Raw genomic sequence first — 25,242 nt, forward strand, 5'->3', positions numbered from 1 at the left:
TGCAGTGCAGTGACATCAACCACGAGCCAGAACCTTGGTCAGCGCCTCAAGGAAGCGGCTGTTTTCCGCGGGCAAACCGATGGTGATGCGCAGGTGGTTCGGCATGCCGTAGTTGGCCACCGGACGCACGATCACGCCTTCGCGCAGCAACCCCTGGAAGATCGGCGCAGCCACCTGCCCCATATCGACGCAGACGAAGTTGCCCTTGGAAGGAATCCAGCTCAGCCCCAGCTCACGGAACCCCGTTTCCAGTTGCTGCATGCCGGCTTCGTTCAGGCGACGGCTTTCAGCCAGGTAATCGGCATCTTGCAGTGCAGCGCACGCAGCGGCCAGGGCCAGGCTGTTAACGTTGAACGGCTGACGCACGCGATTCAGCACATCGGCAACCACCGCAGTGGACAAGCCATAACCGACCCGCAGTGCCGCCAGGCCATAAGCCTTGGAGAACGTGCGCGAAACCAGCAGATTCGGGTACGCCGCCAGGAAGTCCAGGCCATCCGGCAAGTCGCTGCCCTCGGCGTATTCGATGTACGCCTCGTCCAGCACCACCAGCACATGCTCCGGTACGTCCTGCAGGAACTCATCCAGTGCCTCGGCACCGAACCAGGTCCCGGTCGGGTTGTTCGGGTTGGCGATGAATACCACACGAGTATCGGCATCGATCGCAGCCAGCATGGCCGGCAGGTCATGCCCCCAGTCTTTGGCCGGGACCACTTTGGCCGTCGCGCCGACGGCTTGCGTGGCGATCGGGTAAACAGCAAACGCATGCTCACTGAACACCGCGTTCAGGCCGGGCGCCAGGTACGCACGCGCCACCAGCTCCAGAATGTCATTGGAACCGTTGCCCAGCGTCACCTGATTCAGCTCGACGCGGCACTGCTCGGCCAGCAGGGTCTTGAGCGCAAAACCGTTGCCGTCCGGATAGCGGGTCAGCTCGGCCAGTTCGTCGCGAATGGCTGCCAGCGCCTTTGGACTGGCGCCCAACGGGTTTTCATTGCTGGCCAGCTTGATGATTCTGGCTGGATCGATGTTCAGCTCACGCGCCAGTTCGTCCACGGGTTTGCCCGGAACGTAAGGCGAAAGTTGTTGCACGCCCGGCTGCGCCAGAGCGAGGAAGTTGCCACTCATTTGCTACCCCTTAGAGAACTGCTTTCGGGTAAGAACCCAGCACTTTGAGTGCTACTGCTTCCTGACTGATCTTTTCCAGTACACCTTTGATCAACGGATCACGGTGGTGGCCGACGAAGTCGATGAAGAACACGTAGGTCCATTTACCGCTGCGCGACGGACGGGTCTCGATTCGCGTCAGGTCGATACCGTTGTCGTGGAACGGCACCAGCAACTCATGAAGCGCACCGGGCTTGTTGCTCATGGAGACGATGATCGACGTCTTGTCGTCGCCGGTCGGCGGTACTTCCTGGCTGCCGATCATCAGGAAGCGCGTGGAGTTGTCCGGGCGATCCTCGATTTTCTCGGCCAGGCGGGTCAGCCCGTACAAGCTGGCGGCCATGTCGCCGGCAATCGCCGCCGAGTTCCACTCACCCTTGACCCGCTTGGCTGCTTCGGCATTACTCGACACAGCCACGCGCTCGACATTCGGGTAGTGCGCGTCCAGCCACTTGCGGCACTGGGCCAGGGACTGGGCGTGGGAGTAGATGCGGCTGATGCTGTCGGTCTTGGTGTTTTCACCCACCAACAGGTGATGGTGAATCCGCAGCTCGACTTCGCCACAGATGACCATGTCGTGTTCGAGGAAGCTGTCGAGGGTGTGGTTGACCGCGCCTTCGGTGGAGTTTTCCACCGGGACCACGCCAAAATTCACCGCACCGGCCGCCACTTCGCGGAACACTTCGTCGATCGCCGCCATCGGCTTGCTGATCACCGCGTGGCCGAAATGCTTCATGGCGGCGGCTTGAGTGAAGGTGCCTTCAGGGCCTAGGTACGCCACTTTCAGCGGCTGTTCGAGGGCCAGGCACGACGACATGATTTCGCGGAACAAACGCGCCATCTCTTCGTTGCCCAGCGGCCCCTGATTGCGCTCCATTACGCGCTTGAGCACCTGAGCTTCACGCTCAGGACGATAGAACACCGGCACTTCGCCTTCGGCCAGCGAGGCCATCTTTACTCGCGCAACTTCCTGGGCGCAGCGTGCACGCTCACTGATCAGCTCCAGGACTTTGGCGTCCAGGGCATCAATGCGAACGCGCAGTGCCTTGAGTTCTTGCTCAGACATTAGCCGTGTTCCTTCTCGAACTCTGCCATGTACGAAATCAGTGCGTTGACCGCAACGATGTCGACGGCGTTATAGATGGAGGCACGCATGCCGCCCACGGAACGGTGACCCTTGAGGTTCAACAGGCCACGTTCGTCGGCACCGGCCAGGAATGGCTTGTCGAGACGGTCGTCAGCCAGGCGGAACGGAACATTCATCCACGAGCGATCCGACTTGTTGATCGGGTTGCTGTACAAGCCGCTGGCGTCAATGAAGTCGTACAGCGTGCGCTGCTTCACTTCGTTGAGCTTGCCGATAGCTTCAACACCACCCTGCTCTTTCAGCCACTCGAACACCAGACCGGACAGATACCAGGCCAGGGTAGGCGGGGTGTTGTACATCGAGCCGTTATCGGCCGCGACCTTGTAGTTGAGCATGGTCGGGCACAGGGAACGGGCATGACCCAACAGGTCTTCGCGAATGATGTTCACGACAATGCCGCTCGGGCCGATGTTTTTCTGCGCGCCGGCGTAGATCATGCCGAAGCGCGAAACATCGATTGGGCGCGAGAGAATGTCCGAAGACATGTCGGCCACCAGCGGAACGTCGCCAGTTTCCGGGACCCAACTGAATTCCAGGCCGCCAATGGTTTCGTTCGGTGCGTAGTGAACGTAGGCCGCGTCTTTCGACAGGCTCCACTCGTTCTGACCGGGAATGGCGAAATAGTCATAAGGCTTGGCAGTAGCGGCAACGTTGACGCGACCGTAGCGCGAGGCTTCTTCGATGGCTTTCTGCGACCAGATACCGGTGTCGATATAGTCGGCGGTGCCGCTTTCCGGCAACAGGTTCAGAGGAATCTGAGCAAATTGCTGGCTGGCGCCACCTTGCAGAAACAGCACTTTATAGTTCGAGGGGATATTCAGCAGATCACGCAGATCCTGCTCGGCCTTGGTGGCGATGGACACGAACTCATCACTGCGATGGCTCATCTCCATGACCGACAGGCCCTTGCCGTGCCAATCAAGGAGTTCACCCTGGGCGCGCTGCAGGACAGCTTCGGGAAGTGCCGCAGGACCGGCACAGAAGTTATAGGCTCTCTTGCTCACATCCAATCTCGCTCTGATTTGGTGGTAATCACGCAATAAATCACAACATCAATCGACACAGGGCCCTGCCGAAGCAGAAACCTGAGGGAGCGAGCCTGCTCGCGAATGCATCACCACGGTGTTTCAGAGGTACCGCGGCGCCTGCATTCGCGAGCAGGCTCGCTCCCACAAGGGTTCTCCACTGATATCGAAATTTTCCGTTCGGACAAACAACAAGGGGGCGAATTTTCATCCGCCCCCTGTTTGTCCACTTACTCTTGTGGCTCTTCGTCAGCAGCGGCGTCGAGTTGCTGATCTTCAACCACGTCGTCGATCACGACCTCGCCGTCGAACACCGCCCCCTCTTCACCTTCCAGCTCTTCGCCTTCGACTTCCGACGGCTCCTGCACCCGCTCCAGACCGACCAGCGTTTCATCACTGGCCAGTTTGATCAGGGTCACGCCTTGGGTGTTACGCCCCAGACTGGACACTTCGTCGACGCGGGTACGCACCAGGGTGCCCTGGTCGGAAATCAGCATGATTTCCTCGCCGTCGAGCACCTGGACTGCACCGACCAAGCGGCCGTTACGGTCGTTGCTGACCATGGCGATAACGCCCTGACCGCCACGTTTGTACTCAGGGAACTCGGTGATCGCCGTGCGCTTGCCGAAACCACGGGCCGAAGCGGTGAGGATCTGGCTGCCTTCTTCCGGAATCAGCATGGAAATCAGCTTCTGACCTTCCGGCAGACGCATGCCGCGGACACCGCGAGCGGTACGGCCCATGGCGCGAACGTCGGTTTCCTTGAAGCGAGTGACCTTGCCGCCGTCGGAGAACAGCATGACTTCGCGGCTGCCATCGGTAATGGAAGCTGAAATCAGTACGTCACCTTCGTCCAGCTCCAGCGCGATCAGACCGACGCTGCGTTGACGGCTGAAGGATTCGAGCGGGGTCTTCTTCACGGTGCCTTTGGCAGTGGCCATGAAGATGAAGTGACCTTCGGTGTATTCGTCGACCGGCAGCATGGTGGTGATGTATTCATCACTGTCCAGCGGCAGCAGGTTGACCAACGGACGACCACGGGCCGCACGGGACGCTTCAGGGATTTCGTAGGTTTTCAGCCAGTACACTTTACCTTTGCTGGAGAACAGCAGCAGCGTGGTGTGGCTGTTGGCGACCAGCAGGTGAGCGATGTAGTCCTCATCCTTCACGCCGGTAGCCGATTTGCCTTTACCGCCACGACGCTGAGCCTGGTACGCAGCCAATGGCTGGGTCTTGGCATAGCCACCGTGGGAAATGGTCACGACGCGCTCTTCTTCCGGGATCATGTCACCCAGGGTCAGGTCGAGACGGGCATCGAGAATCTCGGTGCGGCGCACGTCGCCGTATTCGGCGCGAATCACTTCCAGCTCTTCGCGGATCACTTCCATCAGGCGCGTGGCGCTGCTGAGGATGCGGATCAGCTCGCCGATCTGGTTGAGGATCTCTTGATACTCGGCCAGCAGCTTTTCGTGTTCCAGGCCGGTCAGACGGTGCAGACGCAGCTCCAGAATGGCTTGCGCCTGTTCCGGCGACAGGAAGTACTTGCCTTCACGCAGACCGTATTGCGGGTCCAGGGTCTCTGGACGGCACGAATCGGCACCGGCACGTTCAACCATCGCGACCACGGCGGAAGATTCCCACGCAGTCTTGATCAGCGCTTCCTTGGCTTCCGACGGCGTTGGCGAAGCCTTGATCAGGGCGATGACCGGGTCGATGTTCGACAGGGCAACCGCTTGACCTTCCAGGATGTGGCCACGTTCGCGCGCTTTACGCAGTTCGAACACGGTACGACGGGTAACGACTTCGCGGCGGTGACGAACGAAGGCTTCCAGCAGGTCCTTGAGGTTCAGGATCCGCGGACGGCCGTCGATCAGCGCGACGATGTTGATACCGAAAACGGCTTGCAGCTGGGTCTGGGCGTAGAGGTTGTTGAGGATCACCTCAGGCACTTCGCCACGACGCAGCTCGATCACGACGCGCATACCGTCCTTGTCGGACTCGTCGCGCAGTTCGGTGATGCCTTCGAGCTTCTTCTCTTTTACCAGCTCGGCGATCTTCTCGATCAGACGGGCCTTGTTCAGCTGGTATGGGAGTTCGGTGATGACGATCTGCTGACGGCCACCGACCTTGTCGATGTCTTCAATGATCGAGCGGGCGCGCATGTAAATGCGGCCACGACCGGTGCGGTAGGCTTCGATGATGCCGGCGCGACCGTTGATGATCGCGGCGGTCGGGAAGTCCGGACCGGGGATGTATTGCATCAGCTCATCGATGGTCAACTCAGGGTTGTCGATGAGCGCCAGGCAACCGTCGATGACTTCACCGAGGTTGTGCGGCGGGATGTTGGTCGCCATGCCCACGGCGATACCGCTGGAGCCGTTGACCAACAGGTTGGGAATACGGGTCGGCATGACCGCCGGAATCATTTCGGTGCCGTCGTAGTTCGGCACCCAGTCCACGGTTTCTTTGTGCAGGTCAGCCAGCAGCTCGTGCGCCAGCTTGGTCATGCGCACTTCGGTGTATCGCATGGCGGCGGCGTTGTCGCCGTCCACCGAACCGAAGTTGCCCTGCCCGTCTACCAGCAGGTAGCGCAGCGAGAATGGCTGCGCCATGCGGACGATGGTGTCGTACACCGCGGTATCACCGTGCGGGTGATACTTACCGATCACGTCACCGACAACACGGGCAGATTTCTTGTACGGCTTGTTGAAGTCGTTGCCCAGCTCGCTCATCGCGAACAGCACACGCCGGTGCACGGGCTTCAAGCCATCGCGCGCATCCGGCAAGGCCCGCCCGACGATTACGCTCATCGCGTAGTCGAGGTAGGACTGCTTCAGCTCGTCTTCGATATTGACCGGGAGGATTTCTTTGGCCAGTTCGCCCATGAGAAGCTCGATTCCTTTTTCTGGTGAAACTTCGTCACATCCATATGGGACGAACGAAGCTCGCCGCTGCAGGCTGAGTGCCATGCACCGACTTACGACAAATCAACAAGTTGAACCATGGATTTGCGCAGTAAAGACAACCCCGCGGGACTGCCTCGGAAAACGCCGGATGTTATCACAAGAGCCGCCACGCACCTATCCCCCAGACGCGCATGGAGTGTAGTTAGTTGACTGGTGGCAGGCTGAAAGGGGACGAGAGAGGCTTAGAGCCGCTCCGAATGCAGAATTGGCAGCTGATTTACGGATGTTTGTTGACTTTTAGGGCCTCATCGCCAGCAGGCTGGCTCCCACAGGATCGGTGTCGATCAAAAAACCTGTGGGAGCCAGCCTGCTGTCGATGTCGATTTACAAGGCGCCGGACGCTCTCAATGCAGACGCTTGCGGCACATCAACAGCGCCATTTTCGCCGTGTCCGGGCGCTCGACGATGCCTTTCTCGGTGACGATCGCATCGATCAGGTCCGCCGGGGTCACGTCGAACACAGGGTTGAACGCATCAACCTCCGCCCCGACCCGCTTTCCGCCGACTTCCAGCAATTCGCGACCATCGCGTTCTTCGATAGGAATCTCGTCGCCGCTGGCCAGGTTCATGTCGATGGTCGAACTCGGCGCCACCACCATGAAGCGCACGCCGTGGTGCATGGCGTTGACTGCCAGCTGATACGTGCCGATCTTGTTGGCCACATCGCCATTGGCGGTGATCCGGTCTGCGCCGACAATCACCCAGGTCACACCCTTGGTTTTCATGATGTGCGCGGCGGCGGAGTCGGCGTTGACGGTCACAGGAATGCCTTCATTGGCCAATTCCCAGGCGGTCAATCGCGAACCTTGCAACCATGGGCGGGTTTCGTCGGCGTAGACGCGCTCGACCATGCCTTCGATAAAGGCCCCGCGAATCACCCCCAACGCGGTGCCGAAACCGCCGGTGGCCAGTGCGCCGGTATTGCAGTGGGTCAGGATCGCCTGCGCGTTGCCCTGGTGCTTGCGGATCAGGTCCACACCCAATTGCGCCATGGTCAGGTTGGCTTCGCGATCGCTTTCATGAATGGCGATGGCTTCCGCCTCCAGCGCCGCGAGAGGATCCGCATCGCCCTTGAGACGATCCAGGCGGTCACGCATGCGCCCCAAGGCCCAGAACAGATTCACCGCCGTTGGACGGGAATCAGCCAGCAATGCGTAATCCTCTTCCCACTCGGCCTGCCAGTCACCACCCTCAGCTATGCGAGCGCGGGCCGACAGCACCATCGCATAGGCCGCACTGATGCCAATGGCCGGCGCGCCGCGCACCACCATCGAGCGAATGGCCTCGGCCACGCTTGCGGCGCTGGTGCAGGCGATCCACGTTTCCTCGAACGGCAAAATACGCTGATCCAGCAGGTACAGGGCGCCATCACGCCAATCGATGGCCTTCACCTTCTCCGCAGCCAACAGTCGATCGCGCATCCCACACCCCGCACTCATGAACAAAAGCCGCCGATTATAGCGATCCCCCCGCGAAGACGCTCGGGTATACTTCGCCATCCTTTACAAAAGCACTGGAACCGACCCTCGATGCCGAACACTGCCGCTGCGCTCGACCTGTTATTGCTGCCGACCTGGCTGGTACCCGTCGAACCCGCTGGTGTTGTCCTCAAAGAGCACGGCCTGGGCATTCGCGATGGACGCATCGTGTTTATCGGCCCACGAGCGGCTGCGCTGAAGCTTAACGCAACCGAAGTTCGTGAGTTGCCGGACATGTTGCTCAGCCCCGGCCTGATCAATGCCCACGGGCATGCGGCGATGACACTGTTCCGGGGCCTGGCGGACGATCTGCCGCTGATGACCTGGCTGGAAAACCACATCTGGCCCGCCGAAGCCAAGTGGGTCGACGAAGATTTTGTACGCGATGGCACCGACCTGGCGATCGCCGAGCAGATCAAAGGTGGCATCACCTGTTTCTCTGACATGTATTTCTTCCCGAAGGTTGCCAGCGAACGTGTCCATAACAGTGGCATACGCGCACAAATCGCCATTCCGATCCTCGATTTCCCGATTCCAGGGGCCAGCACGGCGGACGAGGCCATTCGTCAGGGCGTCGAATTGTTCGGCGATCTCAAGCACCACGAGCGGATCAAAGTCACGTTCGGCCCCCATGCGCCCTACACCGTGGGCGACGAAAACCTGGAGAAAATCCGGGTGATCGCCGAAGAACTGGACGCCTCGATTCACATGCACGTCCATGAAACCGCGTTCGAAGTGCAGCAATCGGTCGAGCAGCGCGGCGAGCGCCCCCTGGCCCGACTCGGCCGCCTGGGATTGCTCGGCCCGCGCTTCCAGGCCGTGCACATGACCCAGATCAGCGATGAAGACCTGGTGCTGCTGGTAGAAAGCAACACCAATGTGATTCATTGCCCGGAGTCCAATCTCAAGCTGGCGAGCGGCTTCTGCCCGGTCGAGCGTCTTTGGCAGGCTGGCGTCAATGTCGCCATCGGTACCGATGGCGCGGCCAGCAACAACGACCTCGACTTGCTCGGCGAAACCCGCACTGCCGCGCTGTTGGCCAAGGCTGTCGCTGGCTCGGCCACTGCGCTGGACGCCCATCGCGCACTGCGCATGGCCACCCTCAATGGCGCCCGTGCGCTGGGGATCGAGACTGAAACCGGTTCGCTGGAAGTTGGCAAAGCCGCGGACATCGTCGCGTTCGACCTCTCGGGCCTGGCGCAGCAACCGATCTACGATCCGGTTTCGCAGCTTATATACGCCACCGGCCGCGACTGCGTGAAACATCTGTGGGTCGCCGGCAAACAATTGCTCGACGACCGTCGCCTGACTCGCCTGGACGAGGAGCAGCTCTGCGCCACCGCCAAGGCCTGGGGTCAACGCATCAGCGGCCACACCGAACAGTAAGCCTCCCCGGACTGACTTCCGGGGCAACAGGATTTTTCAAGTTTTAGAGGACTTAAACCATGAGCAACGTCGACTACGCCGAAATCGCCAAATTCGAAGCCCTGGCCCATCGCTGGTGGGACCGCGAAAGCGAGTTCAAACCGCTGCACGACATCAACCCGCTGCGGGTCAACTGGATTGACGAACGGGTCAACCTGGCCGGCAAGAAAGTCCTCGATGTGGGCTGCGGTGGCGGCATCCTCAGCGAAGCCATGGCTCAGCGCGGCGCCACCGTCATGGGCATCGACATGGGCGAAGCGCCGCTGGCGGTCGCGCAATTGCATCAGCTGGAATCCGGCGTGAGCGTCGAGTACCGGCAGATCACCGCCGAAGCGCTGGCCGAGGAAATGCCTGAGCAGTTCGACGTGGTCACCTGCCTGGAAATGCTGGAGCACGTGCCGGATCCGTCCTCGGTGATCCGCGCCTGCTTCAAAATGGTCAAACCGGGCGGCCAGGTGTTCTTCTCCACCATCAACCGCAATCCGAAGGCGTATCTGTTCGCCATCATCGGTGCCGAATACATCATGAAGCTGCTGCCACGAGGCACTCACGACTTCAAGAAATTCATCCGCCCTTCCGAGCTGGGTGCCTGGAGCCGCATGGCCGGCCTGACCGTCAAGGACATCATCGGGCTGACGTACAACCCGCTGACCAAGCACTACAAGCTGGCGGCCGATGTGGACGTCAACTACATGATCCAGACCCTGCGCGAGGAGTAAGCCGATGCGTATCAGAGCAGTCCTTTTCGACATGGACGGCACGCTGCTCGACACCGCGCCGGACTTCATCGCCATCTGCCAGGCGATGCGCGCCGATCGCGGCTTGCCGCCGGTGAACGACAAGCACATCCGCGACGAGATTTCCGGCGGGGCCAAGGCGATGGTCGCCGTGACCTTCTCCATGGACCCGGAATCACCGGGTTTCGAGGAATTACGCCTGGAGTTTCTGGAGCGTTACCTCGCCGGTTGCGCGGTTCACAGTAAACTCTTCGACGGCATGGGCGAACTGCTGGTCGACATTGAGAAAGCCAACCTGATCTGGGGCGTGGTCACTAACAAGCCGCTGCGCTTCGCCGAGCCGATCATGCAGCAGCTTGGCCTGGCCGAGCGCTCGGCACTGCTGATCTGCCCGGACCATGTCAAGAACAGCAAGCCGGACCCTGAGCCGTTGATCCTGGCGTGCAAGATGCTCGACCTGGACCCGGCCAGCGTGCTGTTTGTGGGCGATGACCTGCGCGACATCGAGTCCGGTCGCGATGCCGGCACCAAAACGGCTGCCGTGACCTACGGCTACATTCACCCGGACGACAACCCGCGGCATTGGGGGGCGGATGTGGTGGTGGATCATCCGCTTGAGTTACGCAAGGTGCTCGATAGCGCTCTTTGCAGCTGCTGAGTACCGCAGATTTTGTGGCGCGGGAGCTTGCTCCCGCTGGGGCGCGAAGCGCCTCCTCTATCTACAAACGCATTCTGTCAGGCACACCGTATCTGGTGATTTACGACTGCTTTGCAGTCGAACGCGAGCAAGCTCCCTCGCCACAGGTTCGGTGCCGCCTTTGTGTTGAATTGTTGTGAGGTTTCTTATGTTTGATTATTCCGCCCGCCCTGAATTGCTCAAGGACCGGGTCATCCTGGTTACCGGCGCAGGTCGCGGCATTGGCGCTGCGGCGGCGAAAACCTACGCAGCCCATGGTGCAACCGTACTGCTGCTGGGCAAGACCGAAGCCAATCTGACTCAGGTCTATGACGAAATCGAAGCCGCCGGGCATCCACAGCCTGCGGTGATACCGTTCAACCTGGAAACCGCGTTGCCTCATCAATACGATGAGCTGGCCGCGATGATCGAAACAGAGTTCGGCCACCTCGACGGTTTGCTGCATAACGCGTCGATCATTGGTCCGCGCACGCCGATCGAGCAGCTGTCCGGCGAGAACTTCATGCGCGTCATGCACGTCAACGTCAATGCCATGTTCATGCTCACCAGCACCTTGCTGCCGCTGCTCAAGCTGTCTCAGGACGCTTCGGTGGTGTTCACCTCCAGCAGCGTCGGTCGTAAGGGGCGCGCGTACTGGGGCGCTTATGGCGTGTCCAAGTTTGCCACCGAAGGCCTGATGCAAACCCTGGCCGACGAAGTCGACACCGTGGCGCCGGTGCGCTCCAACAGCATCAACCCGGGCGCTACCCGTACCAGCATGCGCGCCCAGGCATACCCGGGTGAAAATCCGCTGAACAACCCTACGCCCGAGGAGATCATGCCGGTCTACCTTTACTTGATGGGTCCGGACAGCACTGGCATCAACGGCCAGGCTTTCAACGCACAGTAACAACCGCACGTCGCTTTTTGTACCGCGCCGGGTTCCCGGCGCGGCCCTGAAAGCACCCCGCAAGTGCAGTGGTTTAAGTCAATACGCCGCCGCTCTTTCTGCCTGAAACCCTTCAGAAATCCTTCAACTTGTTGATTTTCAAGGATTTTTATTCAAAGGAACTCATTGGCATGACTTTCGCTCTAATTTTGCTCAGACACGCCGTGTGAAAGCAATCGGGCGGACGCCTCAGTCGATAGGTTACTTATATTCGGCAAAGCGGACTAAACTTGCGCCAAATGTCCTACGGGACTGATGGACCAGTATGACGCGCAGCCCAAAGCCGCTCTCACCCAGCCTGTAAGACAGCCTTACTGCTTAGGGGCTCACGCCATATGAAATCACCATCCCAGACCAACGCAATTGACTTCGACAGCGCCAAATTGCAACGCCTGGGCTTTGGTCAGCAACCTCCCATTCTGGAGCGGCCATTCAGCCTTGCACAAGTGCGCCAGCAACTTGGCCAGCAACTGCAGACCAGTCTTGAGCCACAACGCATTCTCGGACTTTTCTTCCGCGAGATTCAACGCCTGGTGCCGCTGGATGCGCTGACTTATCAGCACTCGGCCAGCGACTTGCGTCTGGAATTCGGGCATCGCGGCCACCATTCCGTCACTTACAGCCTCAGCCATGAAGGCGAGAACCTGGGTGAACTGGTGTTCCGCCGCAATCAGCGATTCAGCGACCACGAACAAAGCAATCTGGAATCGCTGCTGTCCACGCTCCTGTTCCCGATGCGTAACGCCCTGCTCTACCGCGCGGCGACGCAAAGTGCACTGCGCGATCCGTTGACCGATACCGGCAACCGCATCGCCATGGATCAGACCTTAGAGCGTGAAATCGAGATGTCGCGGCGCCACTTGATGCCGTTGTCACTGCTCATGCTGGACATCGATCACTTCAAAAACGTTAACGATAATTTCGGCCACAGTGCGGGCGATGACGTACTCAAGAGCGTCGCAGCCTCGATCAAGAACCAGCTGCGCAATGTGGACATGGTGTTCCGTTTTGGTGGCGAAGAGTTCCTGATCCTCCTGTCCAACACCAGTCGGGAAGCCGCCGCCATGGTCGGCGAAAGACTGCGGTTTGCGGCACAGGCGCAGAGTTACAAAGCCGATGGCAATCAGATCGAGCTGACGGTCAGCCTGGGTTGCTCGACCCTGCTGCCCGGCGAATCGGCCGATAGTTTGTTGCGTCGGGCCGACAGCGCGCTGTATGTCGCCAAGCGCGAAGGGCGTAACCGGTTGGCCATGGCGGGTTAATCCTTCAGCTGAGCCACATAACTAATGTGGGAGTGGCGGTGAGGCGATCCGACTTGCTCGGATCGCCGCAACGCCGCTCCCACATTTTTTTGCCTGTAATACCTATGGATCAGCTTTCGGCCAATGCCATGCGCTCACGCGCGACCGGAGCCTTTTCAGAGTGTTCCAACTGCATGCAGCGCTCCAGGAACAGGTGCATGTAGTCGTAACTCTTGCAGACCGCCTGGCGCAATTCCACTTGCAAGGATTTGCTCGGGTTCAGGCCCGCCAATGTGCAGATGATTTCAAGCGCTTCCCAGGGATGGGCATCATCGTACTGAGCGTGCATCTTCAACCACTTCATGGCCCGCTTGCGATCTTCCTCCGGGAACGCGGCCGCATAGACACCATTGGAACAGACCAATGCCGACCACTCTCCAGTCGCACCTTCGATGGCGTAGTTGGTCGCGGCAATGGCGACAATCAGCGAATCCGCCGAACTGGTGTGCCAGCACCAGTGGCTCAAGGCGTGAAGTTCAGGTGCAACGTGTTGCGCCTGCAAGTCTTCCAGGCTGACCCCATGGGCCCGACTCCAGTTAACCCAGTAATCGGCATGGTTAAGTTCGACACGAATGTTACGCATCAACCAACGACGCGCCATGTCTTCACCGGGGTGGCGGGCAAAACGAGTCTTGGTCAGGTTTTGTGCCATATATAACGCGAACTGTTCAACGACGGGCCAGCCACCAATAAGGTACTGCCGCATGGTTTTTGCGCCGAGCTTATTGTCTCGCATGCGCTGATACAGTTCGTGTTCGACAACCCGGCGCTTACTCTCGCTGCAGTCCTTGATGAGCTGTTGCGCCCATGCGGGATAACTTGCAGCTTCCATGAGTGGTCCGGTTCGATTGAATGTGTCGATCACTGTCGGGCTCCTTTTGATTGTGATTGTTAGGATCAGCAAGAGATTTCAACGGAACGTGCCGGGCGCCTTGAATAACAAAGGTTGAGGCCGGGCAGGACGACTTTGCAAACTATCGCAGGTAAACAGATGCGGGCGTTCAATGACATACCCTTGAGCGAAGTCGACCCCGATCTCCAGCAATGCCTGCTCGATCTGGGGTGTTTCTACAAACTCGGCAATCGTGCGCTTACCCATGACATGGCCGATGTGATTGATCACTTCTACCATGGCGCGGTTAATCGGGTCGTCCAGCATATCCTTTACGAAACTTCCATCGATCTTCAAGAAGTCTACAGGTAAATGTTTCAAGTAGGCGAATGAGGACATACCGGCGCAGAAGTCATCCAACGAAAAGTGACAACCTAAACCTTTGAGTTCATTGATAAATCTAATTGCACTTCCCAAATTGGAAATTGCACTGGTCTCTGTAATTTCAAAACAAATCATTTCAGGTGGAATGGACCATGCAACAAACTGTTCCCTCAGGAAGTCCAGAAACGCGTCATCTCCGATAGTAGTGCCTGACAGATTAATCGCACACATGGCCAAAGGACCTTTGCGCTCTTCGGCAATACATTGGGCAATGATCTTAAAGACGTTCTGCACCACCCAACGATCAAGTGCGGTCATCAGACCATAACGTTCGGCAGCCGGAATAAAACTGTCCGGTAATATCATGCGCCCGGCTTCATCATGTAGACGCAACAGGATTTCTATATGCCCGCCGCCGTGTTCGGTATGACCAAGGGGTGCGATTTCCTGGGAATACAGGCAAAAGCGATCCTCTTCCAGGGCCATGTGCAGGCGCTGTACCCACGCCATCTCACCGAAACGCAGGGACAGTTCCGAATCATCGGCGTTATACACCTGAACACGGTTACGCCCTTTTTCCTTGGCCATGTAACAGGCCATATCGGCAGCACGCAGTGAAGCTTCGAGGGTGGTCGGGGTTTGCGCGATATGAACCATCCCGATGCTCACCGTTGTGACGAATGGCCGGCCTTTCCACACAAAGTGCAGGTTCTGCACGGTATGGCGCAGGCTCTCGGCAATTTTCTCGGCCGCTTCCGGCGGACAGTCTTCCAGCAAAATCCCGAACTCGTCGCCACCCAGCCGGGCCAGCGTGTCACCTTCGCGCAAGCCTGATTGCAACAGCGCGCAGATATGCCGAAGCAGTTCGTCACCCGCCGCATGGCCGCAGGTATCGTTGACCAGTTTGAACTGGTCCAGATCGAGGAACATCAAGGCGTGGCGCCCAGAGTATCGGGTCAGATTGTGCAGCGCCTGCTCCAGGCGATACTCGAACTCGCGACGATTGGCCAGCCCGGTCAAGGCGTCGTGGGTCGCCTGCCAGGACAGATTGGCGATGTACTGGCGCTCCTGAGTCATGTCATGCAACACCAGTACGGCGCCACTGACCTTGTCGGCGTTGCGGATCGGCGCCCCGACCAGGGTGACCGAGACGGTGCTGCCGTCGAGGCGCTGGATCAGTTTGGAATGCTCGCTGGCGCCGCTGAGCTGACCGCTCAATATGTGCTCGATCAAGGTAAAGCCGTCAGCCTGAGCGTTGTCATCCAGCAGATTGAACAAGGCCGCCAGCGGCAAGCCGATGGCCTGCTCGCCCTTCCAGTGAGTCAACGCCTCGGCCGCCGGGTTCATGTAGGCGATCGCACCGTCGACATCCGTGGTAATCACCCCGTCGCCAATGGATTGCAGGGTGATCTGCGCCCGGTCTTTCTCCAACTGCAAGGCCTCGGCAAAGGCATGGCGCTGTTTGAGCAGTTTGTGGGTACGCATCAGCGCTAATGCAATCAAGCCCAGGGCCGTGGCCAGGTTCGTGACCAGCAGCAGGCGCAGAATCAAGCGCGAGCCCTCGCCCAAGGCATCGCTGAAGGCTGTGGCGGCAGGCGTCACACCATCGTTGATTGCAAAAATCTGGTCTTTCCAGCGTTTGATGTCAGCGTCCGACGCCTGATTTTCGGTAATGCGCCGGTGCATCTCTTGGGCGACGTTATCGAGTTGCACCAGATACGCGTCACCCACCGTCCAGCGGTCGATGGCTTTTTCAAGGTAACTGAAATGCCTGAAATTGAGGTACAGCCAGATCACGCTGGAGACGTCGTCGGGATGATTGCCCCCCTTGAGAATCGCCACCCGTGCGGCTTCGATATTCGGTGGCTGGTGATCCAGCGCCACGCGCAACTCGTGACCACCCTGGGGTACGGCAATGGCGTTCTGGTACTTGAGGAAAATGGCCTCGTCGCGACTGTCCGCGTAGAGATTGAGGTAATAGATGGCGTCCTTCTGGCCCTTGGACCACAGGCTCTCCCCGGCCACATAGCCGCGAACTGCCGAAAGTACATAGAGACTGACCCCGCCCAACAGCGCTTGAAATAGCACTACGGCAATAAATGGCCAGACGATGCCCAATAACCTAGGGGTTCCGAGAGTCCGCTTTTGCTTCATGAGGTCCCTTGTATTAGCACTGCCAGATCATCATCCAACGTGATCGCTACAGCTAGACTAGGGTGCGTATTCGATCCCGGCAAGCCAGCGCCCGTATTTTGCATGCACTTGCCGCAAACCTGACGCGGGCTGTCACTAATGCTGCTGTAAATGGCCATAAAGCTTGGCGTACAACCCACCTTCGGCAATCAGCTGCTGATGGTCACCATCCTCGGCAATTTGCCCACCGTCGAACACCAGCACCCGATCAGCCTGTTTCACCGCCGACAACCGATGCGCAATGATCAGCGTGGTGCGGTTGCTCAAGAACCGCGCCAGCGCCAGGTGCAGGTTGTATTCGGTGGCAGCGTCCAGCGCCGAGGTGGCCTCGTCGAGAATCACCACTTTGGGTTCCGCCAGCACCATCCGCGCAATCGCCAGCCGTTGCCGCTGACCACCGGACAAGCGCACGCCAGAGCGTCCGACAATGCTGTCCAGACCATCAGGCAATTCTCGAACCGTTTGGTTCAGCTGGGCAATCTCCAGCGCTTGCCAGCAGGCCTCGTCGCTGCGTATACGGCCCATCGTCAGGTTGGCGCGAACGGTATCGTTGAACAGCGCGGGGTGTTGCAGGACCACGGCGACGTTTTCGCGCACGGTCTCCAGGCCGATCTCCTGCTGGGTCGAGCCACCGAAGCGGATGGTCCCGGCAAGGGGCGTGTACAACCCCAGCAGCAACTGCACCAGGGTGCTCTTGCCGCCACCGCTGGCACCGACAATCGCCACTTTTTCACCGGGGGCGATGGACAGGTCCATCTGGTTTAACACCAACTCGTCGCCGTATCCGAAACTCAAGCCCTGGACTTCGATGCCCACGGTGTCCCGCCCCTGAAACGGATCGACACCGCCGGGGTATTGCGGCTCATCGGCGCGGGCCAGCAACTCGTTGATCCGCGACAGCGCACCGCCGGCGGCGTAATAGGCGTATTGCAAATTGAGCAGTTGCTCGACCGGACCGATCATGAACCACAGGTAGCTGAACACCGCCAGCATCTGCCCGATGGACAAGTCGGAGAACAACACGGTGAGCATCGCCGCGGCGCGGAAAATATCGATGCCGAACTGGAACAGCAAGCCACTGGCACGGTTCGACGCATCGGTCTTCCACTGTGAGGTCACCGCATAATCGCGCACTTCCCGGGCCCGCTGCCCCAGACGCCCGAGGAAAAACCCCTGACGGTTGCCGGCACGCACTTCCTGGATCGAGTCGAGGGTTTCGGTCAGGGCCTGGGTAAAACGCGAGGTGCTGTCATTCTCGAGTTTCTTCAGGTGCTTGACCCGCTTGCCCAGTTGCACCGTGGCGTAGATCACCAGCGGATTGAACAACATGATCAAAAGCGCCAGCTTCCAGTGCATCCAGATCAGAATGCTTGCAGTGCCGACCAGCGTCAGCATCGCCACGAGGAATCGACTGAGTGTCTCGCCGACAAATTTGTCCAGCGTGTCCAGGTCCGTGACCAGGTGCGTGGTCACCGTGCCGCTGCCCAGGCTTTCGTATTCGCCCAGGGAAATACGCTTGAGCCGTTCGATCAACCGTATGCGGATGCGATACACGATGTCTTTGGCCAGCGCCGCGAACAACTTCGCCTGCACCACGTTGAACAGCAAGGCGCCGCAGCGCAGCAACAAGGTCACCAGCAGCATCAGGCCGATGTAGCCCGCCGCTTTCTGCCAGCCTTCCGGCAACGCGTGGTTCATGATTTTCAGCGCGGAATCGCCATGCCCCAGCAGCACTTCGTCCACCAGCAAGGGCAGCAGCAACGGAATCGGCACGCTGCACAGGGTGGCAAGCACCGCCACGCCATTGGCGATCCACAGGGATTTTTTATGGTGAAGGGCCAGCCGCCGGATTTCAGCCCAACTCAGCCGATCGACACGCTTGGGAGCTGGCGTGTCATCGGGCAGGTCATGCACAGGCAGCGCGCTCCAGCCAACGGCCGAGCAATGGCGACAATTCACTCAAGGGTTGATAGCCATTGGTCAGCAGCGCCAGTTGCCCGCTACGTTCGGCCAACAGCGTTGGGAATCCGGCGATGCCGAGGTCCTGGACCCAGGTGAAATCGGCAGCAGTCGCGGCGTGCTGATCGGCACGGTCGAACGCGGCCGCAAACTCGATGCGCGGCAGGCCGGCTTTCTCGGCCAACTCGACCAGGACACTGGCGTGGGTGACGTCTCGGCCTTCGGCATAGAACGCGTGCTGAATGAGGCCGAGCAGTTTCCACGCGCAATCCGGCGCCAGGCTACGCGCGGTCACCAACGCCCGGCAGGCAGGCTCGGTGTCGTAGACAAAACCGTCAGGCAATGCGCCTTCGGTCTTGAACGGCTGGCCGGTGGCCTGGGTGACGGCTTGCCAATGCTCAAGGATGTAGCGCCGGGTAGTCGGTTCCAATGCGGAGCCGCTGCCGGTGCGCAAGCCGCCCACCACCAGGTGCACGTCCACCCCTGCGGCCTGCGCCTGCTCGACCAGCGCGTTGGCGACGGGCGCAAAGCCCCAGCACCAGGAACACATCGGGTCCATCACATAGAGCAGGCGTTGGGCAGACATGGTTCAAGCCTCTGAAGGAGTTTGCTTGTAGTTGTAGCCGATCGGGTGAGGCAGGTTGCGCGCCTTGGCCAGTTCGATCTGCTTCTGCCGATCAATGGCGCTGCGACGGGTTTTCTCGCTCAGCGTATCCCAGCAATGCGGGCAACTGATGCCGGCCACGTAATGCTCGGACGTGCGGTCTTCGACGCTTACCGGCGTACGACAGGCATGACATTGATCGTAGTCGCCTTCGCTGAGGTCATGGCGCACGGTCACACGGTTGTCGAACACGAAGCAGTCGCCCTGCCATTTGGTTTCTTCCTGCGGCACCTCTTCAAGGTACTTCAGGATACCGCCCTTGAGGTGATAGACCTCGTCGAAACCCTGGCTGAGCATGTAGCTAGAGGCCTTCTCACAACGAATGCCGCCGGTGCAGAACATCGCGACTTTCTTGTGCACGGCCGGGTCGAAGTGGGCTTTGATGTAGTCGGGGAATTCGCGAAAACTGGTGGTTTTCGGGTCGATGGCGCCTTCGAAGGTGCCGATCGAAACCTCGTAGTCGTTGCGGGTGTCGATCAACAGCACTTCAGGGTCGCTGATCAGCGCATTCCAGTTCTGTGGATCGACGTAGGTGCCGACCTGTTTGTTCGGGTCCACGCCTTCGACGCCGAGGGTGACGATTTCTTTCTTGAGCTTGACCTTGGTGCGGTAGAACGGCTGGTCGTCGCAGTACGACTCTTTGTGGTCGATGTCGTCCATGCGCGGGTCGTTCTTGAGCCAGGCCATCAGCCCGTCTATGCCTTCGCGGCTGCCGGACACGGTGCCGTTGATGCCTTCTTCGGCGATCAGCAGCGTGCCCTTGATGCCATTGTCGACCATGGCTTGCAGCAGTGGCTCGCGCAGGGCAACGTAATCTTCCAGAGTGACGAACTTATACAGTGCCGCCACGACAGTCTGTTGTGTCATGGGTGTTTCTCCAGGTGGCTACCCTCGCAAAGGGTGAACCGGAATAAAAAAAACGCGCCGGGTGAGCGGCGCGTTGGGCAGTCTATCAAAAATAAGTGCTTCTGTAGGAGCGGGGCTTGCCCGCGAAGGCGATCTTGAGGACGCCTTCGCGGGCAAGCCTCGCTCCTAGCTGCCGCCAGCACAGGTTGGCGAGGCCGGGGCCGCGTCGATCTGTGCCCATTCTTCAGGCGTGTAGGTATGCAGCGCCAACGCATGGAACTCGCCCATCAGCTCGCCGAGCGTACCGTAGACTTTCTGGTGACGCTTGACGCGGTTGAGCCCTTCAAACTGCTGGCTGACCACCACCGCCTTGAAGTGGGTCTGTAACCCACGGCTGTGCATGTGGCTTTCATCCAGCACTTGCAGATGCTCGGGCTGTAACAAGCCCAGCGTCGATTCGATGCGTTGTTGCATGGTCATACCGGGCTCCGCTTAAGGCTTTTTCTTGGCTGGAGCGGCGGCGCCTTTAGGCTCCAGCTCGGCAGTCATGTCAGCCAACAGCTTGTTGACCACAGGCACCGCGCTTTCCAGCTTGGCTTGAGTCATCTGGGCCGACTGCTGAGTCAGCTGCGGCATTTTTTCCAGGACTTTCTTGCCCAGTGGCGACTTGTAGAACGCGACCAGGTCTTTCAGCTCGGATTCGCTGAAGTTGGTGGTGTAGAGCTTGACCATGTCTGGCTTCAGCTTGTTCCAGCCAATGGCTGCGTCCAGAGCGGCGTTGGCCTTGGCTTGATAGGTTTCCAGCAGGGCTTTTTTCGATTCAGGGGCCTTGGTCTGTTCAAAGCGCTGAGCGAACATTTGCTGCACTTGCATGTACACCGGAGTGCCCAATTTGTCAGCGTGCGCCAGGGTCAGGAAAGCTTCGGCACTGGCGTTGTGGCTGGCGGTATCGGCAAAAACAGGGCCGCTGGCGCAAACCAGTGCAACCGCGGTACAGATGGCACGAAGACGAGTCATCGAGTTTCCTTTTCTAGCAGGCGAGGTAAAACCCCAAGGGCGACCATTCTGCGCCTAAAAAAGTGTGTCACTCAACCCCAAGCCTTGTCAGGCCTGAATTAGAGGGGGCGAACGGTCAAAAAACAGACTGATGGAACCACGGCCGGCGATCACGGCCTAAACTGCGCTATCGACCTACAGGAGTGTGCAAGATGAGCCGTATCGAAACCGACAGCCTTGGCCAGGTGGAAGTCCCGGATGAGGCCTACTGGGGTGCTCAAACGCAACGCTCGCTGATCAACTTCGCCATTGGCAACGAACGCATGCCCCTGGCCGTGCTGCACGCACTGGCCCTGATCAAGAAAGCCGCGGCGCGGGTCAATGACCGCAACGGCGACCTGCCCGCCGACATCGCCCGCCTGATCGAACAGGCCGCAGACGAAGTGCTCGACGGCAGCCACGACGACCAGTTCCCGCTGGTGGTCTGGCAGACCGGCAGCGGCACCCAGAGCAACATGAACGTCAACGAAGTGATCGCCGGCCGCGCCAACGAACTGGCCGGCAACCCGCGTGGTGGCAAGTCCCCGGTTCACCCCAATGATCACGTCAACCGCTCGCAAAGCTCCAACGACTGCTTCCCGACCGCCATGCACATTGCCGCCGCCCAGGCAGTGCAGCAGCATTTGCTACCGGCAATCAGTGAACTCTCCGGCGGCCTGGCCGAGTTGGCGGCGCGGCACATGAAACTGGTCAAGACCGGCCGCACCCACATGATGGACGCCACGCCGATCACCTTCGGCCAGGAACTCTCGGCGTTCATCGCGCAACTGGATTACGCCGAACGGGCAATCCGCAGCGCACTGCCGGCGGTCTGTGAACTGGCGCAGGGCGGCACCGCGGTTGGCACCGGGCTGAACTCACCCCACGGTTTTGGTGAAGCGATCGCTGCGGAGTTGGCGGCCCTTTCCGGCCTGCCGTTCGTTACCGCGCCGAACAAGTTCGCCGCGCTGGCCGGCCATGAGCCGCTGACCACCCTGTCGGGCGCGCTGAAAACCCTCGCCGTGACCCTGATGAAAATCGCCAACGACTTGCGTCTGCTAGGTTCCGGGCCGCGTGCAGGTTTTGCCGAAGTGAAACTGCCGGCCAACGAACCGGGCAGCTCAATCATGCCGGGCAAGGTCAATCCGACCCAGTGTGAAGCGCTGTCGATGCTGGCGTGCCAAGTCCTGGGCAACGACGTCGCCATTGGTTTTGCGGCGAGTCAGGGGCACTTGCAACTGAACGTGTTCAAACCGGTGATCATCCACAACCTGCTGCAATCGATCCGCCTGCTGGGCGATGGCTGCAGTAACTTCCAGCAGCATTGCATCGCCGGCCTGGAACCGGACGCGGCGAAAATGGCCGAGCACCTGGAGCGTGGGCTGATGCTGGTGACCGCGCTGAACCCGCATATCGGCTACGACAAATCGGCGGAGATTGCCAAGAAGGCTTACAGCGAGGGGCTGACCTTGCGAGAGGCGGCATTGCAACTGGGGTATCTGACGGATGAAGAGTTTGATGCGTGGGTAAGGCCGGAGAATATGTTGGAAGCGGGCGCCAAGGGCTGAGTGTGTAGCGCCTGACAATCAGCCATCGCGAGCAGGCTCGCTCCCACAGGGGGCCGCATTCTTCTGATAGAACTCGGTTAAATGTGGGGGCGAGCCTGCTCGCGAAGAACGATAACGCGGTTCAACCTGCGGCTATCCGTACTCGCCGAGCCCTGAGCCCGGCAATCAACGAAGGCCCCAACGCCACCAACGCCGACCCCACCACCACCAACACCGCCCCGCCATACCCCAGGCCATTGATCGTCTCGGCATGCACATATTCCGGCCATGCCCACGCGGCCACGGCCACTGCGCCAAACGTCACCAACGGTGTTATCGCCAGCGTCGCACTCACCCGCGAAGCTTCCCAATGGGCCAGCGCTTCGGCAAAGGCGCCATAAGCGATCAAGGTGTTCATGCAGCACGCCAGCAATAACCAGCCTTGCAACGGGTTCAACTGCAGCGCCTCCAGCGGATGCACCCAAGGCGTCAGCAACAGCGCGCAGAACAGGTAGATCACCATCATCACCTGCAACGAATTCCACACCGTCAGCAATTGCTTCTGCCCCAGTGCGTAAAACGTCCAGACCGTCGAAGCCAGCAGCACCAGCAACACGCCGGCGGTGTAATCGGTCAGCGAGGTCAACAGCTCGGCCAGACGTTGATTAAAGAACAGCGCGAAACCGATCAGCAGCACCAGCAGACCAATCCCCTGCCCCACACTGAACCGTTCCTTGAACACAAACAGGCTGGCGATCAGCAACATGATCGGGCCCATCTGCACAACCAGTTGCGCGGTGCCGGGGCTGAGCAGGTTCAGGCCCATCAGGTACAACACGTAGTTGCCGACCAGGCCCAGCACCGCCATCAACACCAGCCAGCCACCGCGCGGGCCGAGGACTTTGCGACTGGGCAGGCGCCTGGTCGCCGCCAGATAAATGAACAGACAACCACCGGACACCGTCAGGCGAAACCAGGTCACCGTCACCGGGTCCATCACCAGCAGGACTTGCTTGAGTTTGATCGGCAGGATTCCCCACAGGACTGCGGTCAGCAAGGCCAGGAACAGACCGTAAACCCAGCGACCGGATGAAATGTGCATGCGAACCCCAAAGCCAGATGGCAAGAAACACCATTCTAGGCGCAGACCTCGGCGCGACACAGGGACAGTTGGCGACGGGCCGCGAATGAAACTGTGCAGGTCGCACCATTAATCTGGCGAAGTGCCGCCGATCAGTTGGTCAGGCGCCGCAAGTGGTTCATGCATAAGCTCATTGGATCCGCTAACCGGAACATCCCTCAGGAGACCGCCATGTACGGCAAGCGCGCCCAGGACACCGCCCCCGCCACGCACTTTCGTTGCGACCGGGTGTGTCGTGTGAATGGAGAACTATTTTTCAGCACCCGGGAAAACACGCTGGAGGGACCGTTTGATAATCCGCAGGCGGCTGCACGGGAGATTCAGGCTTACATCGCGCGGATGCAGCTTGTGAGTCTAGATCGATAGACCGAGGTGCTGCCATCGCGAGCAGGCTCGCTCCCACAGGGTTCTGATGCGCGCCATAGATCCAATGTGGGAGCGAGCCTGCTCGCGATAGCGGTTAATCAGGCAACAGAAGTCTTGCGGACTTAGCGCACCGCTTCGAACAACCCCGTCGCCCCCATCCCGCCACCCACGCACATGGTGACCACGCCATATCGCAAGTTGCGCCGCTGCAACTCACGCACAATGTGCCCGACCTGACGCGAGCCGGTCATGCCGAACGGGTGGCCGATGGAAATCGAGCCGCCATTGACGTTGTACTTGTCGTTATCGATTTCCAGGCGATTGCGGCTGTACAGGCACTGCGACGCAAACGCTTCGTTGAGCTCCCACAGATCAATGTCCGCCACCTGCAAACCCTTGGCCTTGAGCAATTTCGGCACCGAGAACACCGGACCGATGCCCATCTCGTCCGGTTCGCACCCGGCTACCGTGAAACCACGGAAGAACGCCTTGGGCTTGAGACCCAGCGCCAGGGCTTTTTCCAGGCTCATGACCAGCGTCATCGAAGCGCCATCGGACAGTTGCGACGAGTTACCCGCCGTGACCGAACCGTCTTCGGCAAATACCGGTTTCAGCCCGGCCAGGCTTTCCAGCGTGGTGTCCGGGCGGTTGCAGTCGTCGCGGTCGACGATCCCGTCGAGGATCTGCACCTGGCCGGTGACCTTGTCTTCAACCCGATACTTCACCGCCATCGGCACGATTTCATCATCGAACAAACCAGCGGCCTGAGCCTGGGCCGTACGCAGCTGACTCTGCAGGGCGTAGAGATCCTGTTCCTGGCGACTGACGTCGTAACGACGTGCAACGATTTCAGCAGTCTGGCCCATCGGGAAATACAGGCCCGGCACCTGCTCTTTAAGAAGCGGGTTGATCAGGTGGTCGGTGTTGACGCTTTTCATGGTCAGGCTGATCGACTCGACGCCACCGGCCACGATGATGTCGCTGCAGCCCGACGCGATCTGGTTGGCGGCGATGGCGATGGCCTGCAAGCCCGACGAGCAGAAACGGTTGAGGGTCATGCCTGCGGTGCCGATACCCAGGCGTGACAACACCGCGACGTTGCGACCGATGTTGTAGCCCTGGGCGCCTTCGTTGGAGCCCGCACCGACGATGCAATCCTCGACACTGGCCGGGTCGATGCCGGTGCGCGCCAACAAGGCATCGACGCAATGCGCCGCCATGTCGTCCGGACGGGTCTGGTTGAACTTGCCGCGAAAGGATTTGGCCAGGCCGGTCCGCACGCTGTCGACGATCACCACTTCACGCATGGCATACCTCATTGTTGTTATCGGTTGGGAGTGGACCGAGCATAAGTCCACCCCATAACCGACCGCGACAATCATTCACCCCGCGTATGCGTAACCA

Annotated in this window: 21 protein-coding genes; 7 read left to right on the forward strand and 14 right to left on the reverse strand. The window is 59.7% G+C overall.

Annotation, left to right across the window (positions count from 1 at the left end; genetic code table 11):
• Nucleotides 1-15 precede the first annotated feature (15 nt).
• The 5 genes from hisC to mtnA all read right to left on the reverse strand — a co-directional run bounded on the left by hisC (nucleotide 16) and on the right by mtnA (nucleotide 7,726).
• Nucleotides 16-1,128, reverse strand: coding sequence for a histidinol-phosphate transaminase (gene hisC, locus BLU63_RS01255; RefSeq protein WP_083374730.1), 1,113 nt, complete (start codon nucleotides 1,126-1,128; stop codon nucleotides 16-18).
• A gap of 10 nt (nucleotides 1,129-1,138) precedes the next feature.
• On the reverse strand, nucleotides 1,139-2,233 hold the full coding sequence (gene pheA, locus BLU63_RS01260; protein WP_010461684.1) for a prephenate dehydratase: 1,095 nt from the start codon (nucleotides 2,231-2,233) through the stop codon (nucleotides 1,139-1,141).
• Nucleotides 2,233-3,318: a 3-phosphoserine/phosphohydroxythreonine transaminase gene (gene serC, locus BLU63_RS01265; RefSeq protein WP_010461687.1), complete on the reverse strand. Its 1,086-nt coding sequence runs from the start codon at nucleotides 3,316-3,318 to the stop codon at nucleotides 2,233-2,235. Before serC ends, pheA begins: the two co-directional genes overlap by 1 nt.
• A gap of 251 nt (nucleotides 3,319-3,569) precedes the next feature.
• Entirely contained in the window at nucleotides 3,570-6,224 is a 2,655-nt protein-coding gene (gyrA, locus tag BLU63_RS01270) for a DNA gyrase subunit A (protein WP_077747957.1), read from the reverse strand.
• Between the two features lie 425 nt (nucleotides 6,225-6,649).
• Complete coding sequence (gene mtnA / locus BLU63_RS01275) at nucleotides 6,650-7,726, reverse strand: S-methyl-5-thioribose-1-phosphate isomerase (RefSeq protein ID WP_010461692.1); 1,077 nt, start codon at nucleotides 7,724-7,726, stop codon at nucleotides 6,650-6,652.
• A 108-nt stretch (nucleotides 7,727-7,834) separates the two neighbouring features.
• Here mtnA and BLU63_RS01280 point away from each other — a divergent pair, with 108 nt between their 5' ends.
• From BLU63_RS01280 to BLU63_RS01300, 5 genes are all read left to right on the forward strand, one after another.
• Entirely contained in the window at nucleotides 7,835-9,169 is a 1,335-nt protein-coding gene (locus BLU63_RS01280) for a TRZ/ATZ family hydrolase (RefSeq protein WP_077747958.1), read from the forward strand.
• 59 nt (nucleotides 9,170-9,228) lie between these two features.
• Nucleotides 9,229-9,927 (forward strand): bifunctional 2-polyprenyl-6-hydroxyphenol methylase/3-demethylubiquinol 3-O-methyltransferase UbiG, encoded by a 699-nt coding sequence (gene ubiG, locus BLU63_RS01285; protein ID WP_010461694.1) that lies wholly within the window; start codon nucleotides 9,229-9,231, stop codon nucleotides 9,925-9,927.
• Between the two features lie 4 nt (nucleotides 9,928-9,931).
• Nucleotides 9,932-10,603 (forward strand): N-acetylmuramic acid 6-phosphate phosphatase MupP, encoded by a 672-nt coding sequence (mupP, locus tag BLU63_RS01290; protein ID WP_077747960.1) that lies wholly within the window; start codon nucleotides 9,932-9,934, stop codon nucleotides 10,601-10,603.
• A gap of 187 nt (nucleotides 10,604-10,790) precedes the next feature.
• Nucleotides 10,791-11,531, forward strand: coding sequence for a YciK family oxidoreductase (locus BLU63_RS01295; RefSeq protein WP_007899713.1), 741 nt, complete (start codon nucleotides 10,791-10,793; stop codon nucleotides 11,529-11,531).
• A gap of 374 nt (nucleotides 11,532-11,905) precedes the next feature.
• Nucleotides 11,906-12,832 (forward strand): GGDEF domain-containing protein, encoded by a 927-nt coding sequence (locus BLU63_RS01300; RefSeq protein ID WP_010461702.1) that lies wholly within the window; start codon nucleotides 11,906-11,908, stop codon nucleotides 12,830-12,832.
• A gap of 109 nt (nucleotides 12,833-12,941) precedes the next feature.
• Here the strand turns inward: BLU63_RS01300 and BLU63_RS01305 are convergent, their stop codons facing one another.
• The 7 genes from BLU63_RS01305 to BLU63_RS01335 form a co-directional block, all read right to left on the reverse strand.
• Nucleotides 12,942-13,703 carry a TenA family transcriptional regulator gene (locus BLU63_RS01305; protein ID WP_370654439.1) on the reverse strand — a complete coding sequence of 254 codons (762 nt, stop codon included), beginning with the start codon at nucleotides 13,701-13,703 and terminating at the stop codon, nucleotides 12,942-12,944.
• A 78-nt stretch (nucleotides 13,704-13,781) separates the two neighbouring features.
• The gene (locus tag BLU63_RS01310) at nucleotides 13,782-16,241 is read right to left on the reverse strand and encodes an EAL domain-containing protein (protein WP_077747964.1); all 2,460 of its coding nucleotides are present in this window, start codon (nucleotides 16,239-16,241) and stop codon (nucleotides 13,782-13,784) included.
• Nucleotides 16,242-16,376: 135 nt separating this feature from the next.
• Nucleotides 16,377-18,194: an ABC transporter ATP-binding protein gene (locus tag BLU63_RS01315; RefSeq protein ID WP_083374731.1), complete on the reverse strand. Its 1,818-nt coding sequence runs from the start codon at nucleotides 18,192-18,194 to the stop codon at nucleotides 16,377-16,379.
• Complete coding sequence (locus BLU63_RS01320; RefSeq protein ID WP_169858238.1) at nucleotides 18,187-18,789, reverse strand: DsbA family protein; 603 nt, start codon at nucleotides 18,787-18,789, stop codon at nucleotides 18,187-18,189. Before BLU63_RS01320 ends, BLU63_RS01315 begins: the two co-directional genes overlap by 8 nt.
• A 39-nt stretch (nucleotides 18,790-18,828) precedes the next feature.
• Nucleotides 18,829-19,770, reverse strand: coding sequence for an oxygen-dependent tRNA uridine(34) hydroxylase TrhO (gene trhO / locus BLU63_RS01325; RefSeq protein WP_083374732.1), 942 nt, complete (start codon nucleotides 19,768-19,770; stop codon nucleotides 18,829-18,831).
• Between the two features lie 165 nt (nucleotides 19,771-19,935).
• On the reverse strand, nucleotides 19,936-20,229 hold the full coding sequence (locus tag BLU63_RS01330; protein ID WP_010461708.1) for a BolA family protein: 294 nt from the start codon (nucleotides 20,227-20,229) through the stop codon (nucleotides 19,936-19,938).
• A 12-nt stretch (nucleotides 20,230-20,241) separates the two neighbouring features.
• The gene (locus BLU63_RS01335) at nucleotides 20,242-20,766 is read right to left on the reverse strand and encodes a DUF2059 domain-containing protein (protein ID WP_010461709.1); all 525 of its coding nucleotides are present in this window, start codon (nucleotides 20,764-20,766) and stop codon (nucleotides 20,242-20,244) included.
• A 191-nt stretch (nucleotides 20,767-20,957) separates the two neighbouring features.
• Here BLU63_RS01335 and BLU63_RS01340 point away from each other — a divergent pair, with 191 nt between their 5' ends.
• Nucleotides 20,958-22,352, forward strand: a complete 1,395-nt coding sequence (locus BLU63_RS01340; RefSeq protein ID WP_010461710.1) for a class II fumarate hydratase — start codon at nucleotides 20,958-20,960, stop codon at nucleotides 22,350-22,352.
• Nucleotides 22,353-22,473: 121 nt separating this feature from the next.
• Here BLU63_RS01340 and BLU63_RS01345 read toward each other — a convergent pair whose 3' ends face one another.
• Nucleotides 22,474-23,433, reverse strand: a complete 960-nt coding sequence (locus BLU63_RS01345) for a DMT family transporter (RefSeq protein ID WP_010461711.1) — start codon at nucleotides 23,431-23,433, stop codon at nucleotides 22,474-22,476.
• 210 nt (nucleotides 23,434-23,643) lie between these two features.
• On the opposite strand from BLU63_RS01345, the gene BLU63_RS01350 reads away from it, so the two are divergent.
• Nucleotides 23,644-23,838 (forward strand): DUF6316 family protein, encoded by a 195-nt coding sequence (locus BLU63_RS01350; protein ID WP_042932915.1) that lies wholly within the window; start codon nucleotides 23,644-23,646, stop codon nucleotides 23,836-23,838.
• A gap of 122 nt (nucleotides 23,839-23,960) precedes the next feature.
• Here the strand turns inward: BLU63_RS01350 and BLU63_RS01355 are convergent, their stop codons facing one another.
• Nucleotides 23,961-25,145, reverse strand: coding sequence for a thiolase family protein (locus tag BLU63_RS01355; protein WP_083374733.1), 1,185 nt, complete (start codon nucleotides 25,143-25,145; stop codon nucleotides 23,961-23,963).
• Between the last annotated feature and the right edge of the window lie 97 nt (nucleotides 25,146-25,242).

It is taken from the genome of Pseudomonas mandelii (assembly GCF_900106065.1).
GTDB classification, from domain to species: Bacteria; Pseudomonadota; Gammaproteobacteria; order Pseudomonadales; family Pseudomonadaceae; genus Aquipseudomonas; species Aquipseudomonas mandelii.

Coding starts and splice junctions, on each gene's coding strand:
- BLU63_RS01310 (WP_077747964.1), bottom strand. CDS start 16,241: ATGAAGCAAAAGCGGACTCTCGGAACCCCTAGGTTATTGGGCATCGTC.
- ubiG (WP_010461694.1), top strand. CDS start 9,229: ATGAGCAACGTCGACTACGCCGAAATCGCCAAATTCGAAGCCCTGGCC.
- BLU63_RS01335 (WP_010461709.1), bottom strand. CDS start 20,766: ATGACTCGTCTTCGTGCCATCTGTACCGCGGTTGCACTGGTTTGCGCC.
- BLU63_RS01350 (WP_042932915.1), top strand. CDS start 23,644: ATGTACGGCAAGCGCGCCCAGGACACCGCCCCCGCCACGCACTTTCGT.
- BLU63_RS01355 (WP_083374733.1), bottom strand. CDS start 25,145: ATGCGTGAAGTGGTGATCGTCGACAGCGTGCGGACCGGCCTGGCCAAA.
- BLU63_RS01280 (WP_077747958.1), top strand. CDS start 7,835: ATGCCGAACACTGCCGCTGCGCTCGACCTGTTATTGCTGCCGACCTGG.
- mtnA (WP_010461692.1), bottom strand. CDS start 7,726: ATGCGCGATCGACTGTTGGCTGCGGAGAAGGTGAAGGCCATCGATTGG.
- trhO (WP_083374732.1), bottom strand. CDS start 19,770: ATGACACAACAGACTGTCGTGGCGGCACTGTATAAGTTCGTCACTCTG.
- BLU63_RS01340 (WP_010461710.1), top strand. CDS start 20,958: ATGAGCCGTATCGAAACCGACAGCCTTGGCCAGGTGGAAGTCCCGGAT.
- pheA (WP_010461684.1), bottom strand. CDS start 2,233: ATGTCTGAGCAAGAACTCAAGGCACTGCGCGTTCGCATTGATGCCCTG.
- BLU63_RS01330 (WP_010461708.1), bottom strand. CDS start 20,229: ATGACCATGCAACAACGCATCGAATCGACGCTGGGCTTGTTACAGCCC.
- BLU63_RS01305 (WP_370654439.1), bottom strand. CDS start 13,703: ATGGAAGCTGCAAGTTATCCCGCATGGGCGCAACAGCTCATCAAGGAC.
- BLU63_RS01295 (WP_007899713.1), top strand. CDS start 10,791: ATGTTTGATTATTCCGCCCGCCCTGAATTGCTCAAGGACCGGGTCATC.
- BLU63_RS01320 (WP_169858238.1), bottom strand. CDS start 18,789: ATGTGTTCCTGGTGCTGGGGCTTTGCGCCCGTCGCCAACGCGCTGGTC.
- hisC (WP_083374730.1), bottom strand. CDS start 1,128: ATGAGTGGCAACTTCCTCGCTCTGGCGCAGCCGGGCGTGCAACAACTT.
- gyrA (WP_077747957.1), bottom strand. CDS start 6,224: ATGGGCGAACTGGCCAAAGAAATCCTCCCGGTCAATATCGAAGACGAG.
- mupP (WP_077747960.1), top strand. CDS start 9,932: ATGCGTATCAGAGCAGTCCTTTTCGACATGGACGGCACGCTGCTCGAC.
- BLU63_RS01345 (WP_010461711.1), bottom strand. CDS start 23,433: ATGCACATTTCATCCGGTCGCTGGGTTTACGGTCTGTTCCTGGCCTTG.
- BLU63_RS01300 (WP_010461702.1), top strand. CDS start 11,906: ATGAAATCACCATCCCAGACCAACGCAATTGACTTCGACAGCGCCAAA.